Annotated in this window: 9 protein-coding genes; all 9 read right to left on the bottom strand. The window is 63.0% G+C overall.

What is annotated here, in order from left to right; translation table 11 throughout:
- Nucleotides 1–1,553: alpha-glucosidase family protein (locus tag EN943_RS26025; RefSeq protein ID WP_127415182.1), on the bottom strand; the 1,553-nt coding region annotated here is incomplete at its 3' end.
- Entirely contained in the window at nt 1,540–3,549 is a 2,010-nt protein-coding gene (glgX, locus tag EN943_RS26030; RefSeq protein WP_127415183.1) for a glycogen debranching protein GlgX, read from the bottom strand. The genes glgX and EN943_RS26025, both read right to left, overlap by 14 nt.
- A 172-nt stretch (nt 3,550–3,721) precedes the next feature.
- On the bottom strand, nt 3,722–5,350 hold the full coding sequence (locus EN943_RS26035; RefSeq protein WP_127415184.1) for an alpha-D-glucose phosphate-specific phosphoglucomutase: 1,629 nt from the start codon (nt 5,348–5,350) through the stop codon (nt 3,722–3,724).
- A 3-nt stretch (nt 5,351–5,353) separates the two neighbouring features.
- Nucleotides 5,354–6,799 carry a glycogen synthase GlgA gene (gene glgA / locus EN943_RS26040; RefSeq protein WP_127415185.1) on the bottom strand — a complete coding sequence of 482 codons (1,446 nt, stop codon included), beginning with the start codon at nt 6,797–6,799 and terminating at the stop codon, nt 5,354–5,356.
- Nucleotides 6,800–6,802: 3 nt separating this feature from the next.
- Nucleotides 6,803–8,068 (bottom strand): glucose-1-phosphate adenylyltransferase, encoded by a 1,266-nt coding sequence (gene glgC, locus EN943_RS26045; RefSeq protein ID WP_127415186.1) that lies wholly within the window; start codon nt 8,066–8,068, stop codon nt 6,803–6,805.
- A 52-nt stretch (nt 8,069–8,120) separates the two neighbouring features.
- Nucleotides 8,121–10,334, bottom strand: a complete 2,214-nt coding sequence (gene glgB, locus EN943_RS26050) for a 1,4-alpha-glucan branching protein GlgB (RefSeq protein ID WP_127415187.1) — start codon at nt 10,332–10,334, stop codon at nt 8,121–8,123.
- 107 nt (nt 10,335–10,441) lie between these two features.
- Nucleotides 10,442–12,904: a glycogen/starch/alpha-glucan phosphorylase gene (locus EN943_RS26055; RefSeq protein WP_127415188.1), complete on the bottom strand. Its 2,463-nt coding sequence runs from the start codon at nt 12,902–12,904 to the stop codon at nt 10,442–10,444.
- Between the two features lie 142 nt (nt 12,905–13,046).
- Nucleotides 13,047–13,856, bottom strand: a complete 810-nt coding sequence (locus tag EN943_RS26060) for an ATP-binding cassette domain-containing protein (protein WP_245475973.1) — start codon at nt 13,854–13,856, stop codon at nt 13,047–13,049.
- Nucleotides 13,832–14,893: an ABC transporter permease gene (locus EN943_RS26065; RefSeq protein WP_127269995.1), complete on the bottom strand. Its 1,062-nt coding sequence runs from the start codon at nt 14,891–14,893 to the stop codon at nt 13,832–13,834. The genes EN943_RS26060 and EN943_RS26065 overlap by 25 nt, the downstream gene beginning before the upstream one ends.
- Between the last annotated feature and the right edge of the window lie 154 nt (nt 14,894–15,047).

The raw sequence follows: 15,047 nt of genomic DNA on the forward strand, positions 1-15,047 counted from the left end.
CCATCAAGCTGTGCAACCGCTCCGATGTCCCCCGGCCACGGCCAATTGGCCGGCTCCCCGGCGAAATTGAAGACACAGAGCAGTCTTTCGCCGCCGCCCTCGCGAATGAAAGCGAGCAGGTCACCCTCGGCGTCGAGAAACCGGATCGAGCCGGATATCAGCGCCTCATGCTCCCCGCGCAAGGCCAGCGCAGCCCGGTAGGACGCGAGCACAGAGACCGTGTCGGCATTCTGGACGTCGACCGCGCGGGCGCGATGGCTGGCCGGTATCGGCAGCCAGGGCCTGGCCGTGGAGAAGCCCGCATTGTCGGCGCCGGCCTCCCAGACCATTGGCGTGCGACACCCATCCCTGCCCTTGACGCCTGGCCAGAAGCGGATGCCGACGGGATCGCGCAGATCCTCATAGGCCAGCTCCGCCTCCTCCAGGCCCAACTCCTCGCCCTCGTAGAGGCAGATCGAGCCGCGCAGGCAGGCAAGCAGCATGATCGAGAATCTTGCGACCGCATCGGGATCGCTGTCCGGCCTTGTCCAGCGGCTGACATGGCGCACCACATCATGGTTGGAGAACGCCCAACAGACCCAGCCGTCGAAGACGGCCGCCTCGAAGGCTTCGACGCAGCCACGCACATGCGCGGCCGAGAACTGCGGACCGAGCAGGTCGAAGGTGTAGCACATATGCAGCTTGTCGCCGCCTGAGGTGTAGGCGGCGAGCGTCTGCAGCGATCGGCCTTCATCGCCGATTTCGCCGACGACAGCACGATCCTCGTACTCATCGAGCAGCGCCCTGAAGCGACCGAGAAATGCCAAGTTTTCGGGCTGCGTCTTGTCGAACAGATGCTCCTGGTAGAGGTAGGTGTTGGTCTCGCTGTTGGTGCCGGCGACGCTCGACGCCAGCGGCGGATTGCTGCGCAGCCAGCGGTCATGGACATAGTAATTGACCGTATCGAGCCGGAAACCGTCGACACCGCGCTCCAGCCAGAAGCGCACCGTGTCGAGAAGCGCGTCCTGGACCTCCGGATTGTGGAAATTCAGATCGGGCTGCGAGGCGAGGAAATTGTGCATGTAGTATTGCCGGCGGGTCGAATCCCATTCCCAGGCCGGGCCACCGAAGACGGAGAGCCAGTTGTTGGGCGCGCTGCCATCGGGCTTGGTATCGGCCCAGACATACCAGTCGGCCTTGGGGTTGTCGCGGCTGGCCCGGCTTTCGACAAACCAGTCGTGCTTGTCGGATGAATGCGACAGCACCTGGTCGATGATGATCTTCAGGCCGAGACGATGCGCCTCGGCGACCAGCGCATCGAAATCCTCGAGCGTGCCGAACATCGGATCGACATCGCAGTAGTCCGACACGTCGTAGCCCATATCGGCCATCGGCGACTTGAAGAAAGGCGACAGCCAGACGGCGTCGACACCAAGCGAGGCGACATGAGCGAGCCTCGACGTGATACCGGCGAGATCGCCGCTGCCATCGCCGGTCGTGTCCTGGAAGGAGCGCGGATAGATCTGGTAGATGACGCAACCGCGCCACCATCCGGTCTTGTCACTCGCCGCCATTGCGCTTCTCCCTTGTGCCGGCCTGCGCTCGTTCGATCATGAAGATCATCGTCCGCCCGGATATTGGCCGCGAGATATCCGCCGCATCCGGCGCTTCGATGGCTGGAGCCCAGAAGAATCCGTCTCGTTCAGGCAAGGTGAACATGCAGGCCCGGCGATCGCCGTTGATAAGCACCGCAAGACGGCGGTCGTCCTCGGCGGCCAGGATCATGACCAGGCGGTGCCGCTGCGGATCCTGCCAGCTCTGTTCGTCGAGCGGCGCGCCTGTCTCGGTCAGCCATGCGACGTCCGGTATCTCCGAACCTGCCGGTGGCTGGCCAGTGAGGAAGCTTGTGTCGGAAAGCCCCGGCATCGACCGGCGCAGCCTCGAGAGTTTCGCCGTGTAGCGCTCCAGCGCCTGGTCGCGGCCGGCCCAGTCGAGCCAGGTGATCTCGTTGTCCTGCGCATAGGCGTTGTTGTTGCCTTGCTGGGTGCGGCCGAATTCGTCGCCCGCGGTCAGCATGATGGTGCCGCGCGAGACAAACAGCGTGGCGAGCAGCGTGCGCTGATCGTTCTGGCGAGCCTCCGACACGGCCGGATCGTCCGCATCCCCTTCGACGCCGTTGTTCCAGGAGAGGTTTTCATTGTGGCCGTCGCGGTTCTGCTCGCCATTGGCTTCGTTGTGCTTGCGTTCGTAGCGCACGATGTCGGCGAGCGTCATGCCGTCATGCGCGGCGATGAAATTGACGGTCCGACTGGCGTTTTGCCTGTTCGTTGCGAACACATGGGACGAACCGGCAAGCCGGGTCGCCAGGGCGCCGACCATGCCGGCGTCGCCGCGCCAGAAGCGTCTGACATCGTCGCGATACTTGTCGTTCCATTCGAGGAAGGGCGCTGGAAAATTGCCGAGCTGATAGCCGTCGGGGCCGATGTCCCACGGCTCGGCGATCAACACACGGTCAGCCAGCAGCGCGTCCTCGCACATCGCCCTCAGCAGCGGCGCCTCGGCATCGAATGTGCCCTCGACCCGCCCCAGAATGGGAGCGAGGTCGAAGCGGAAGCCATCGACACCGGCATCCCTGACGAAATGGCGAAGCGTGTCGAGGACCATCTCCTGGACCACAGGATGGTCGCAAGCGACCGTGTTGCCGGTGCCGGTGTCGTTGGCCAGCCTGCCGTCAGGCGTGTGCCGGTAATAGGCCTGGTTGTCGAAGCCGCGCAGCGACAGCGTGGGACCAAGCCTGTCGCTCTCGCCGGTGTGGTTGAAGACGAGGTCGAGGATGACGCCGATGCCGGCCTCGCGCAGCACAGCGACCGTGTTTCGCAATTCCATGACGCCGCCAGGCGCCAGGCGCGGATCGAGGGCCATGAAGGTGACGGGATTGTAGCCCCAGGCGTTGCGCAGCCCAAGCGGCGGCAAATGCCGCTCGTCGATCGACGCGGTCACCGGCATCAGTTCGACCGCGCCAACGCCGAGTTTTTTCAGATGCTCGACAATCACGGGATGGGCGAGAGCGGCAATGGTGCCACGCAACTTCTTGGGAACGTCCGGATGCAGCATGGTGAAGGCGCGCACCGGCACTTCGTAAATAAGGCCGCCCGGCTGGAAGAGCGGCGGCGCAGCCTGCACCGGCTTCGGCAGCGCGGCGGCAATCGCCTTCGGCATCAGCGGCGCGGTATCGGCGCCCTCGCCCCGGCGCTGGGCCAGCCGCCAGTCATAGACGTAGGACCTGTCGATCTCGACGGCATAAGGATCGGTCAGGAGCTTGGCGGGATCGAACCACAGCCCGCGCTCCGGCGCGTAGTCGCCATCGGCGCGAAAGCCGTAGCGGATGCCCTGGCCAAGGCCCGCGACGAACAGCGCATGGACGCCCTCGCCTTCCGGCTGCAGTTCGAGCCGTTCGATTTCCCGCTTGTCCTGCTCGTCGAAAATCGAGACCCAAAGCCGACGGGCGGCCTGCGACCACGCGGCAAAGCGGATGCCTTCGCGGGTGACTGTGGCGCCGAGCTGGGTCATGCGGGCTCCCCCTTCTCCCCTGGTGGGAGAAGGTGTCGCCGCAGGCGACGGATGAGGGGTGTTCCAGCTTGGCAAGGACGGCGATCCTTCGCGCACCCCTCAACCGTCTCGGCGCTGCGCGCCGATCCACCTTCTCCCACAAGGGGAGAAGGGAAAGCGCGCGCAGCCACCTTCAAGTAATCACGCTAGGCTTGGGGCGGCCGGTATGGCTGTGAATCCCGGCAATATCATCGGCCGCGGCAATCAGATCGGCAAGGGCAGCCTGGGTGTCGAGATCGTGCCTCGCTCTGTCCGGCTCGTAGCGCTCGATGTAGACGCGCAACGTGGCACCTGACGTCCCTGTACCGGAGAGGCGGAAGACGACGCGCGAGCCGCCTTCGAACAGCACCCTGATGCCCTGATGCTCGCTGATCGAACCGTCGACCGGATCGTGATAGGCAAAATCGTCGGCGCCGGCGATTTTCATGCCGCGCACGCTGGTGCCAGGCAGCGAAGCGAGTTTGGCACGCAACTCGTCGACCAGCGCGTTGGCGCGGTCGCTCTCGACCTCTTCATAGTCATGCCGCGAATAGTAGTTGCGCCCGTAGGTCGCCCAGTGCTCGGTGACGATCTGCTTGCAGCTTTCGCCGCGCGCGGCAAGGATGTTGAGCCACAAGAGCACCGCCCACAGGCCGTCCTTTTCGCGGACATGGTTGGAGCCGGTGCCGGCACTCTCCTCGCCGCAGATGGTCGCCATGTCGGCATCCAGCAGATTGCCGAAGAACTTCCAGCCGGTCGGCGTCTCATAGATGCCGATGCCGAGTTTTTCAGCAACACGATCGGCCGCGCCACTGGTCGGCATGGAGCGGGCAATGCCTTTCAAACCGGCCTTGTAGCCGGGCGCCAGGCGCGCATTGGCGGCAAGCATGGCGACCGAATCCGACGGGGTGACGAAAATGCCCTTGCCGATGATCAGATTGCGGTCGCCGTCACCATCGGAAGCGGCGCCGAAATCCGGCGCGTCCGGTCCCATCATCTCGTCATAGAGGTGTTTGGCGTGGACAAGGTTCGGGTCCGGGTGGTGGCCGCCGAAATCCGGCAGCGGCTTGAAATTGCGGCAGGTGCCATTGGGCGCGCCAAGCCGGTTTTCCAGGATCTCCTTGGCGTAGGGACCGGTCACCGCGTGCATAGCGTCGAAGCGCATGCGGAAGCCGGACTTGAAGAGTTTGCGCAGAGCGTCGAAATCGAACAGGCTTTCCATCAGCTCGGCATAGTCGGCGACCGGGTCGATGATCTCGACCGTCATGCCGGCGGCCTTGACCGTGCCGATCGTGTCGATATCGATCGGATCGATGTCGGCGATCTTGAAGCTTGAAATCGTCTTGGTCTTTTCGAAGATCGCGTCGGTCAGCTTTTCCGGCGCCGGGCCGCCATTGCCGGCATTGTACTTGATGCCGAAATCCTCATGCGGGCCGCCCGGATTGTGGCTGGCCGACAGGATGATGCCGCCAAAGGTCCTGTATTTGCGGATGACATGCGAGGCGGCCGGCGTCGACAGGATACCGCCCTGCCCGACCATCACCTTGCCGAAGCCGTTGGCGGCTGCCATGGCGATGGCCTTCTGGATGACCTCGCGGTTGTAAAAGCGGCCATCGCCACCGATCACCAGGGTCTTGCCCTTGAAACCGTCAAGCGCGTCGAAGATCGACTGGATGAAATTCTCGGCATAGTGCTCCTGCTGAAAGACAGGCACCTTCTTGCGCAGGCCCGACGTGCCGGGCTTCTGATCGGAATAGGGTTTGGTGGGGACGGTTCGTATCATGCTTCAGGCAACCCTTTTCGAAAGCAGCGAGCGATAGAGTTCAACATATTTGTCCGCGCTCTTGTCCCACGACACGTCGGCCTTCATGCCCTGGCGCTGCAGCGATTCCCAGACCGCCGGATTGGCATGCGCGTCGACGAGGCGGCGGATAGCGTGCAGCAAGGCGCCGCCATTGTTGGGCGCGAACTGGAAGCCGGTGGCAACCCCGGCGGAGACGGCGGCCTCATTGGCGTCGATGACCGTGTCGGCCAGGCCGCCGGTGCGGGCAACTACCGGCACGCAGCCATAACGCAGGCCGTAAAGTTGCGTCAGCCCGCACGGTTCGAAGCGTGAGGGAATGACGATGGCGTCGCAACCGCCCTGCATGATGTGCGACAGCCCCTCGTCATAGCCGACGACGACGCCGATGCGGCCCCGATGCCGGGCGGCGGCGGCAAGCAGCGCGCCTTCGAGACCGGCATCGCCGGAACCCAGGATGGCCAGGCGCGCGCCGGTGGCAACGATGCCATCGATCACCAGCGCCAATATGTCCATGCCCTTTTGCCAAGTCAGGCGGCTGACCACGCAGACGATCGGGCTGTCATCCGGCTCAAGGCTGAAGCGGTCTTCCACGGCGGCTCTGTTGGGCGCGCGCGCCTTCAGCGTGCTTGCCGTGTAGGGGGACACCAGATGCTTGTCGGTTTCCGGATCCCAGATGCCGGTATCGATGCCGTTGACGATGCCATAGAGATCGCTGGAGCGCATGTTGATGAGGCCGTCGAGGCCCATGCCGAATTCAGCCGAGCGAATTTCCTGCGCGTAGGTCGGGCTGACCGTGGTGATCGCCCAGGCGGCCTGCAGTCCCGCCTTGAGGAAGCCGACACCGCCATAATATTCGACGCCGTCGAGCGCCATTGCCGCCGCCGGCAAGCCAAGCTCGCCGAAAATGCCGGCGCCGAACTGGCCCTGGAAGGCGAGATTGTGGACGGTCATCATCGAAGGCACGCCGATCGCCTTCCCGTAGCGCATGTAGGCCAGTGTCATCGCCGACTGCCAATCGTGAGCATGGACGATGTCGGGCTGGTAGCCCGAGATGGCGCCGCCGGCGATGTCGCCGCCGACCTGGCTTAATGCAGCGAAACGGCGCCAGTTGTCGGGCCAATCGACGCCGGTCGCATTGCCATAGGGACCGCCGGGACGGTCGAACAGATGCGGCGCATCGAGCACGAACAGTTCGAGCCCGGCGATCTGGACCGAGTGGACGGAGGCCTTGCCGCCCTGCAGCAAGGGGTATTGCAGAACCGCCCGCTTTTTCTTGAAGGCGGCCATAACGGTCGGAAAGCCGGGAATGAGCGTGCGCATTGTCACGCCCTTGGCCGCCAAGGCAATGGGCAGCGCGCCGGTCACGTCGGCAAGCCCTCCGGTCTTGATCAGCGGAAAGATCTCGGGCGTGACCGACAGAACCTGCATGCGTTAGAGCCCCAGCTTGTCGATCATGTCCTGGGTGACCAGGCAGATGCCCTTTTCGGAAACGCGGAAGCGCTTGGCGTCGAGAATAGGATCTTCGCCGACCACCAGCCCTTCCGGTATCCTAACACCATGGTCGATGACCACGCGCTTCAACTTTGCGTTCCGGCCGACATGAACGTCGGGCAGCATGACGACTTCTTCGAGCGTCGAATAGGAATTGATGCGCGCGCCGGTGAAGATCAGGCTTTTTTTCAGCGAAGCCCCCGAGACGATGCAGTCACCCGAGACAAGCGAGGAGATGGCCGAACCGCGGCGGCCATCCTCATCATGCACGAACTTTGCCGGCGGCTTCAATTCGGCATAGGTCCAGATCGGCCAGTCGCGGTCGTAGAGGTCGAGCTCAGGCGTGATATCCGTGAGGTCGATATTGGCTTCCCAATAGGCATCGACCGTTCCGACGTCGCGCCAGTAGGCCTCGTTCTCGGCGGTCGAGCGGACGCAGGACTTGGCGAAGCGGTGCGCGATCGCCTTACCGTGCTGGACGATATAGGGGATGATGTCCTTGCCGAAGTCGCGGCTCGAGCCCGGCTCGACCGCATCGCGGCGCAACTGCTCCATCAGGAACTTGGTCTTGAAGACATAGATGCCCATCGAGGCCAAAGCGAAATCCGGCTTGTCGGGAATGCCGGGCGGATCGGCGGGCTTTTCGACGAAGGCGATGATGTTGTCCTTGCCATCGACATGCATGACGCCGAAGCCGGTGGCTTCCATGCGCGGCACTTCGAGGCAGCCGACGGTGACGTCGGCATTGGCGTCGACGTGCTGGCGAAGCATCATCTCGTAGTCCATCTTGTAGATGTGATCGCCGGCCAGGATGACCATGTATTCAGGCCCGTAGGCCTCGATGATGTCGATGTTCTGGTAGACGGCGTCGGCCGTGCCTTCATACCATTGCGTTTCCGAGACGCGCTGGCTGGCCGGCAGGATGTCGAAGCTCTCGTTTCGCTCGGGCCGCAGGAAGTTCCAGCCGCGCTGCAGATGGCGGATCAACGAATGTGCCTTGTACTGGGTGGCGACGCCGAGGCGTCGAATGCCGGAGTTAAGCGCGTTGGAGAGCGCGAAGTCGATGATGCGCGTCTTGCCGCCGAAATAAACGGCCGGCTTGGCACGCCGGTCGGTCAGTTCCTTGAGGCGGCTGCCACGGCCGCCGGCCAATACATAGGCCATGGCATCGCGCGCCAGCGGCTGGGTCCGTTTCAAGTCTGCCATTTTTACCCTCCCAAGTTACTCGATCTCGCCGTTTTACTCAGTCTCGACGGGCTCAGTCGGCAACGAGCTCGAGCATGATCGTCGACAGCGGCGGCAAAAGCATCGTCGCGGAAATGCTTCCTTCCTCCGCCCGCGCCTCGACCATGCCGCCATTGCCCTTGCCGGAACCGCCATATTCAGAAGCGTCGGTGTTGATGATCTCGCGCCATTTGCCAGCCGTCGGCAACGGCACCCGATAATTATCGCGCGGCACCGGCGTGAAATTGGAAATGACGGCCACCGGGCTGCCGCCCGGCGCACTGCGCAGCCAGGCAAAAACCGAATTCTGGCTGTCGTCGACAATCAGCCAGGAGAACCCTTCCGGTTCGCAGTCGCGGCCATGCAGCGCCGGGCGCGAACGGTAGAGATAGTTGAGATCGCGCACCGTCTGCCAGACACCGCGATGGGGCCGGAACTCCAGCAGATTCCAGTCCAGCGCGCGCGCCTCGCTCCATTCGCCGCGCTGCGCGAACTCCTGTCCCATGAACAGCAGCTTCTTGCCGGGATAGCCCCACATGAAAGCGTAGTAGGCACGCAGCGTCGCGAATTTCTGCCAGTCGTCGCCGGCCATCTTGCCAAGCAACGTGCCTTTGCCGTGCACGACCTCGTCATGCGAGAGCGGCAGCACGAAATTCTCCGAGAAGGCGTAGGTCAGGCCGAAGGTGAGGTCGTTGTGGTGGTGCTTGCGGAAGATCGGCTCCTTGGAGAAATACTCCAGCGTGTCGTGCATGAAGCCCATATTCCACTTGAAGCCGAAGCCGAGGCCGCCTTCATGCACCGGCGCCGAGACCTTCGGCCATGAGGTCGATTCCTCGGCGATGGTCATGACGCCCGGATGGTGGCCGTAGACCTCCTTGTTCATCTTCTGGAGGAAGCTGACCGCCTCGAGGTTCTCGCGGCCGCCCTTCTCGTTGGGTATCCATTCGCCGGCCTTGCGCGAATAGTCGAGGTAGAGCATCGAGGCGACCGCGTCGACGCGCAAACCGTCGACATGGTATTTCTCGGCCCAGAACAGCGCATTGTTGACGAGGAACGACACCACCTCGCGGCGGCCGAAATTGTAGATCGCGGTGTTCCAGTCGGGATGGAAACCCTTGCGGGGATCGGCATGTTCATAGAGCGCGGTGCCATCGAAATTGGCCAGGCCATGCGCGTCGACCGGGAAATGCGCCGGCACCCAGTCGAGGATGACGCCGACGCCGGCGCGGTGGGCGCCATCGACGAAACGAGCAAAGCCGTCCGGGTCGCCGAAGCGGGCCGACGGCGCGTAAAGGCCGGTCGTCTGGTAGCCCCAGGACGGGTCATAGGGATGTTCAGAGATCGGCATGAATTCGATGTGGGTGAAACCGGTCTCGACCACATAGGGGATCAGCCGGTCGGCCAACTCGTCCCATGACAGGAACGTACCGTCGTCGTGAAGCTGCCAGGAGCCGGCATGGACCTCGTAGATCGAGATGGCTTCGCGCCGATGGTCGGCATTGCGCCAGAAATTGCGATGCGCCTCGTCGCCCCACTCATGCGCCGGCGGCACGGCCACGACCGAAGCGGTGGCCGGACGCAGTTCGGACTTGAAGGCGAACGGGTCGGCCTTCAGCGGCAGCCTGACGCCATCGGGGCCGATGATCTCGTATTTGTAGGGCCGTCCGGCACCGATGTCGGGTACGAACAGTTCCCAGATGCCGGTGTCGCGGCGGTCCCGCATCGTGTGCCGGCGGCCGTCCCATTCGTTGAAGTCGCCGACCACCGAGACCCGCCGTGCGTTGGGAGCCCAGACGGCGAAATGCACTCCCGAAGCGCCTTCGTGATCAATGACATGGGCGCCGAGCTTGTCGAACAGCCTTAGGTGCGAGCCCTGGGCGATGTAGTAGTCGTCCAGGGGCCCGAGCACCGGACCGAACGAATAGGGATCGGTCAGCCACCAGTCGCCGCCGGCGTTCCTGGCATGATAGCGCAGGGGCTGCCGCTTCTTGATCGAGAGCTTGCCTTCGAAAAAGCCGCCATCGTCGCGCCTGGACAATTCACCCGCGATGATGCCTGTCAGCGTGTAGGCGGTGACGAATTCGGCATTCGGAACAAAGCACCGCGCATACAGACTCTTGCCGACCTCATGGACGCCAAGGACCGCGAATGGATCTCCGTGCGTGCCGGCAACAATCGCCGCAACATCGCTGGCTGGCGCCAGTCCGTCCGGCCCGCTTGTCGCAGCGGTCGCGCGCGGCTTCTTCATCAGGCAGTGTCCCTCCCCGGGCACCAAGTGTTTGTTTCAAGTGATGTGAATCCGACTTTCAAATCACATCACCGGGACCACATTGTTCGCGGCCTCATGCAATCACATCAGACAGGCACGTTCCAGATTTCTTTCGCATATTGGCGGATCGTGCGATCGGAGGAGAACCAGCCGACACGTGCAACATTGCGGATCGCCCTGGCGCACCAGTCGGGACTGTTGCGCCAGACCGCATCGACCTCGCGCTGCGCGGCGGTGTAGGCATCGAAATCCGCGGCGACCATGAACCAGTCGCTGTTGTAGAGACCGTTGACGAGGTCGCGGTAACGCTCCGGATCGTCAGGCGAAAAGACCCCTGACGAAACAGCAGCAACCGCCTGCGCCAGCTCGGGCGATCCTTCGATGACCGCACGAGGATCGTAGCCATTGTTGCGCCGCTCGGCGACCTCAGCCGTGGTCAGGCCGAAGATGAAGATGTTGTCGTCGCCGACGCATTCCTTGATCTCGACATTGGCACCATCGAGCGTGCCGATGGTCAGCGCGCCGTTCAGTGCGAACTTCATGTTGCCGGTGCCCGACGCTTCCATCCCAGCGGTCGAGATCTGCTCGGACAGATCGGCAGCCGGCATCATGATCTCGGCCAGGCTGACATTGTAATTCGGCACGAACACTATCTTCAGCAGACCGCGCACGGCCGGATCGCGGTTGATGACCTTGGCGACATCGTTGGCGAGTTTGATGATCAGCTTCGCATTGTGGTAGCTGGGCGCTGCTTTGCCGCCGAAGAATTTCACGCGCGGCATCCAGTCACGCTCGGGGTGCGAGCGGATCTGGTCGTAAAGGGCGATCGCCTCGAGGATGTTCAGAAGCTGGCGCTTGTATTCGTGGATGCGCTTGATCTGGATATCGAACAGCGCCGAGGGATCGACCTTGATGCCGAGCCGGTCGGCGACGAGGTTGGCCAGCCGCGCCTTGTTGGCGCGCTTGACCGCGGCGAACTTGTCGCGAAAGGCGGCATCGCCGGCGAAACCGTCGAGATCCTTGATGGCGTCGATGTCATCGAGAAAGCGGTCGCCGATCGCCTCACGGGCGAGCGAGGTCAGTCCGGGATTGCACTGGATCAGCCAGCGACGGGGCGTGATGCCGTTGGTCTTGTTGTTGATGCGATCGGGATAGAGCTTGTGCAGATCGGCGAACACCGTCTCCTTCATCAGGTCGGTGTGAAGCGCCGAAACGCCGTTGATCGAGTGCGAGCCGACAAAGGCCAGATTGCCCATGCGCACCCGGCGGTCGCCATTTTCCTGGATCAGCGAGATGCGGCCGATCTGCTCGTCCGAGAACTGGTTGGAGGCACGCGCCTCCAGAAGCACTTCGGCGTTGATGGCATAGACGATCTGCATGTGGCGCGGCAAAAGCCGCTCGAACAGCGGCACCGGCCAGCTTTCCAGCGCCTCAGGCAACAGCGTGTGGTTGGTGTAGCCGAAGGTGCGCTTGGTGATATCCCAAGCCTGATCGAAATCCATGCCATGGACGTCCATCAACAGGCGCATCAGCTCGGGCACAGCGATGGCCGGATGGGTGTCGTTGAGGTGGATCGCAGCCTTGTCGGGCAGCGACTTCAGGTCGCCATATTGGCTGAGATGGCGCTGGACGATGTCCTGCAGCGAGGCGGTGGAGAAGAAATACTCTTGCCTGAGCCGCAGTTCCTGCCCTGCCTTGTGGGAATCGGCGGGATAAAGCACGCGCGACAAGGCATCGGCCTTGTTGCTTTCGGCAAGCGCGCCGATGTGATCGCCGGCATTGAACTTGTCGAGCAGGATCGGATCGACCGGCATGCCTGACCAAAGCCGCAGCGTGTTGACGCGGTTGGCCCGCCAGCCGACGACGGGCGTGTCATAGGCGACGGCCAGCACATGCTCGGTCGGTTTCCAGACATGGCGTTCGAGCCGGCCGTCCTTGGAGGTGATCGATTCCACCGAACCGCCGAAACCGACCTCGAACGAGCGCTCACGGCGTTCGAATTCCCAGGGGTTGCCATGGTCGAGCCAGGTCTCGGGCAGTTCCACCTGCCAGCCGTCGTGGATCTCCTGGCGGAACATACCGTTGGCATAGCGGATGCCGTAGCCATGCGCGGGAATGTCGACGGTCGCCATGCTTTCCATGAAGCAGGCGGCGAGCCGACCTAGGCCGCCATTGCCGAGCGCCGCATCCGGTTCGAGCCCGGCGACAAGGTCGAGGTCGACACCGAGGGACTTTAACGCTTCGCGCATATTGTCCATCAGGCCGAGATTGGAGAAGGCATCACGCATCAGCCGGCCGATGAGGAATTCGAGCGACAGGTAATAGACGCGCTTTTCCTGCTGGGCGTAGGCCTCCTGCGTCGCCTGCATCCAGTGATCGACGATGCGGTCGCGCACGACCTTGATCGAGGCCGTCAACCAATCATGTTGCGTGGCGACGTTGGTGCCCTTGCCTACTCGGTATTTGAGGGCTTTCAAGACTTCGTCGGCGAGCGTCTTGGGATCGGGGGTTTCGAGAATGGGAGCTTTGGATGTCATCGCGTTTGCCATGTCGCCTTCTCGTGCACTTGCCATGATCATACCGGCTTTCACCATTCCTCCCAGCCCATGCTAGCTGATCTCGGCATATCTTCAATCGATTTAAACAGCCGCGAGTGCGGCTGAGCCTGCGGCAATTTGGGCCATCGGAGCCTCAAGCCGCCAGCGCTGCCTCGGGCGGAACCTTTGCTCCGGTCATGAAGGCCACGGCATCGGACATCGTATATTGCTTGGGATCGATGACGCAGAGGCGACGGCCGAGGCGATGGATGTGAATGCGGTCGGCCACTTCGAAGACATGCGGCATGTTGTGCGAGATCAGCACGATCGGCAGGCCCCGCTTCTTGACGTCGAGGATCAGTTCGAGCACGCGGCGGCTTTCCTTGACGCCAAGGGCGGCCGTCGGCTCGTCCATGATCACCACACGACTGCCGAAGGCGGCCGCGCGCGCCACCGCAACGCCCTGCCTTTGGCCGCCCGAGAGCGTTTCCACAGCCTGGCTGATGTTCTGGATGGTCATCAGGCCAAGCTCGGTAAGCTTGTCGCGGGCGCGCTTTTCCATCGCCGGGCGATCGAGCATGCGCAGCCAGTCGCCCAGAAAACCCGGTTTACGGATTTCGCGACCAAGGAACATGTTGTCGGCGATCGAGAGCGCCGGCGACAGCGCCAGATTCTGGTAGACGGTCTCGATGCCGGCTTCGCGGGCCTCCATTGGTGATTTGAAGGCGACGGGTTTGCCTTCAAGCCGGATCTCGCCTTCATCGGGTACGGCCGCGCCGGAAATCGCCTTGATGAGCGACGACTTGCCGGCGCCGTTGTCGCCGATGACGGCGAGGATTTCGCCGGGATAAAGGTCGAAGTCGGCATTGTCGAGGGCGGTGACACGGCCATAGCGCTTGACCAGGCCACGCGCGGTGAGGATGGGTTCCTGGGTCATGGTCATGCCGACACCTTTCTGATCCATTGGTCGACTGCCACGGCGCCGATGATCAGCACACCGGTGAGCAGCACTTTCCATTGCGGATCGGCGCCCAACATGTTGAGGCCCATGGAGACCACGCCGACGATCATCGCGCCGAACAGCGTGCCCAGGATCGAGCCGCGTCCGCCGAACAGGGAAATACCGCCGATCACCGTTGCGGTGATCGCCTGCAGATTGTAGTCGGTGACGGCAGCCGACGGCGAGATCGAGCCGTTGCGGCCGATGGAAACCCAGGCAGCGAAAGCGGCGATCAGCCCGGCAAGGGTGTAGACCGTCATCAGCACCTTCTTGGTCTGGATGCCCGACAGCTTCGCCGCCTCCTGATCATCGCCAACGGCGTAGACATGGCGGCCCCATGCCGTGTGATTGAGCACGTACCAGAGGATCATCACGAGCACGACCGTGGCAATGACGCCGAGCGTCAGCACCGCAGTGCCGACCTTGAAACTGATGGCAAAGAGATGCAGCAACGGCGCCTGGGTGTCGACGTCGGTGTCGCGGATCGTCTCGTTGGCCGAATAGATGAAGTTCGTGGCCATGACGATGTTCCAGGTGCCAAGCGTCACGATGAAGGGTGGCAGCTTCATGTAGGCGACAAGCACCCCGTTGAGCAGCCCGCAGGCCGCCCCGGCGGCAAGCCCGATCGCCACTGCGAGCGCGCTCGGCATGCCGTAGCTGACAGCGCAATTGCCCATGATCACCGCTGAAATCACCATGATCACACCGATCGACAGGTCGATGCCTGCGGTCAGGATGACCAGCGTCTGCGCGGCACCCAGAATGCCGATGATGGCGATCTGCTGAAGGATAAGCGTCAGCGTGTAGGACGAAAAGAACCGCCCACCGATGGTGATGCCGAAGACGATGATCGCCAGAACCAGGACGATCAGCGGCACCGCGGCCGGCGTCGAATGCAAGAAATGCTGGATGCGCTTGACGGCCGATTTGTGCTCGTCAAAAGCAGCAACGCTGGTGTCGCTGCTCGAGAGAACCTTCTCGAATTCCTGAGCTTGAGCCATGTTTACTCCCCGTAGGCTTCAGCCAAACGCCGACGCCAGTCCAGGCCTTTCCGGTCTGCTGCCGGGATTGTTCGCGGTCACGCGAGCCATCGTCCACCCGAAGCGGCCGGGGATCAAGCCCCGACCGCTCAGGTTCCCTGGATGCCTGTCAGAC

This window comes from Mesorhizobium sp. M7A.F.Ca.US.006.01.1.1 (assembly GCF_003997935.1).
In the GTDB taxonomy this organism is placed as follows: domain Bacteria; phylum Pseudomonadota; class Alphaproteobacteria; order Rhizobiales; family Rhizobiaceae; genus Mesorhizobium.

Excerpts from the sequence above, each read along its gene's own strand:
- EN943_RS26060 (WP_245475973.1), bottom strand. The coding sequence starts at position 13,856 with ATGGATCAGAAAGGTGTCGGCATGACCATGACCCAGGAACCCATCCTC.
- glgA (WP_127415185.1), bottom strand. The coding sequence starts at position 6,799 with ATGCAGGTTCTGTCGGTCACGCCCGAGATCTTTCCGCTGATCAAGACC.
- EN943_RS26035 (WP_127415184.1), bottom strand. The coding sequence starts at position 5,350 with ATGATACGAACCGTCCCCACCAAACCCTATTCCGATCAGAAGCCCGGC.
- EN943_RS26055 (WP_127415188.1), bottom strand. The coding sequence starts at position 12,904 with ATGGCAAACGCGATGACATCCAAAGCTCCCATTCTCGAAACCCCCGAT.
- glgX (WP_127415183.1), bottom strand. The coding sequence starts at position 3,549 with ATGACCCAGCTCGGCGCCACAGTCACCCGCGAAGGCATCCGCTTTGCC.
- glgB (WP_127415187.1), bottom strand. The coding sequence starts at position 10,334 with ATGAAGAAGCCGCGCGCGACCGCTGCGACAAGCGGGCCGGACGGACTG.
- EN943_RS26065 (WP_127269995.1), bottom strand. The coding sequence starts at position 14,893 with ATGGCTCAAGCTCAGGAATTCGAGAAGGTTCTCTCGAGCAGCGACACC.
- glgC (WP_127415186.1), bottom strand. The coding sequence starts at position 8,068 with ATGGCAGACTTGAAACGGACCCAGCCGCTGGCGCGCGATGCCATGGCC.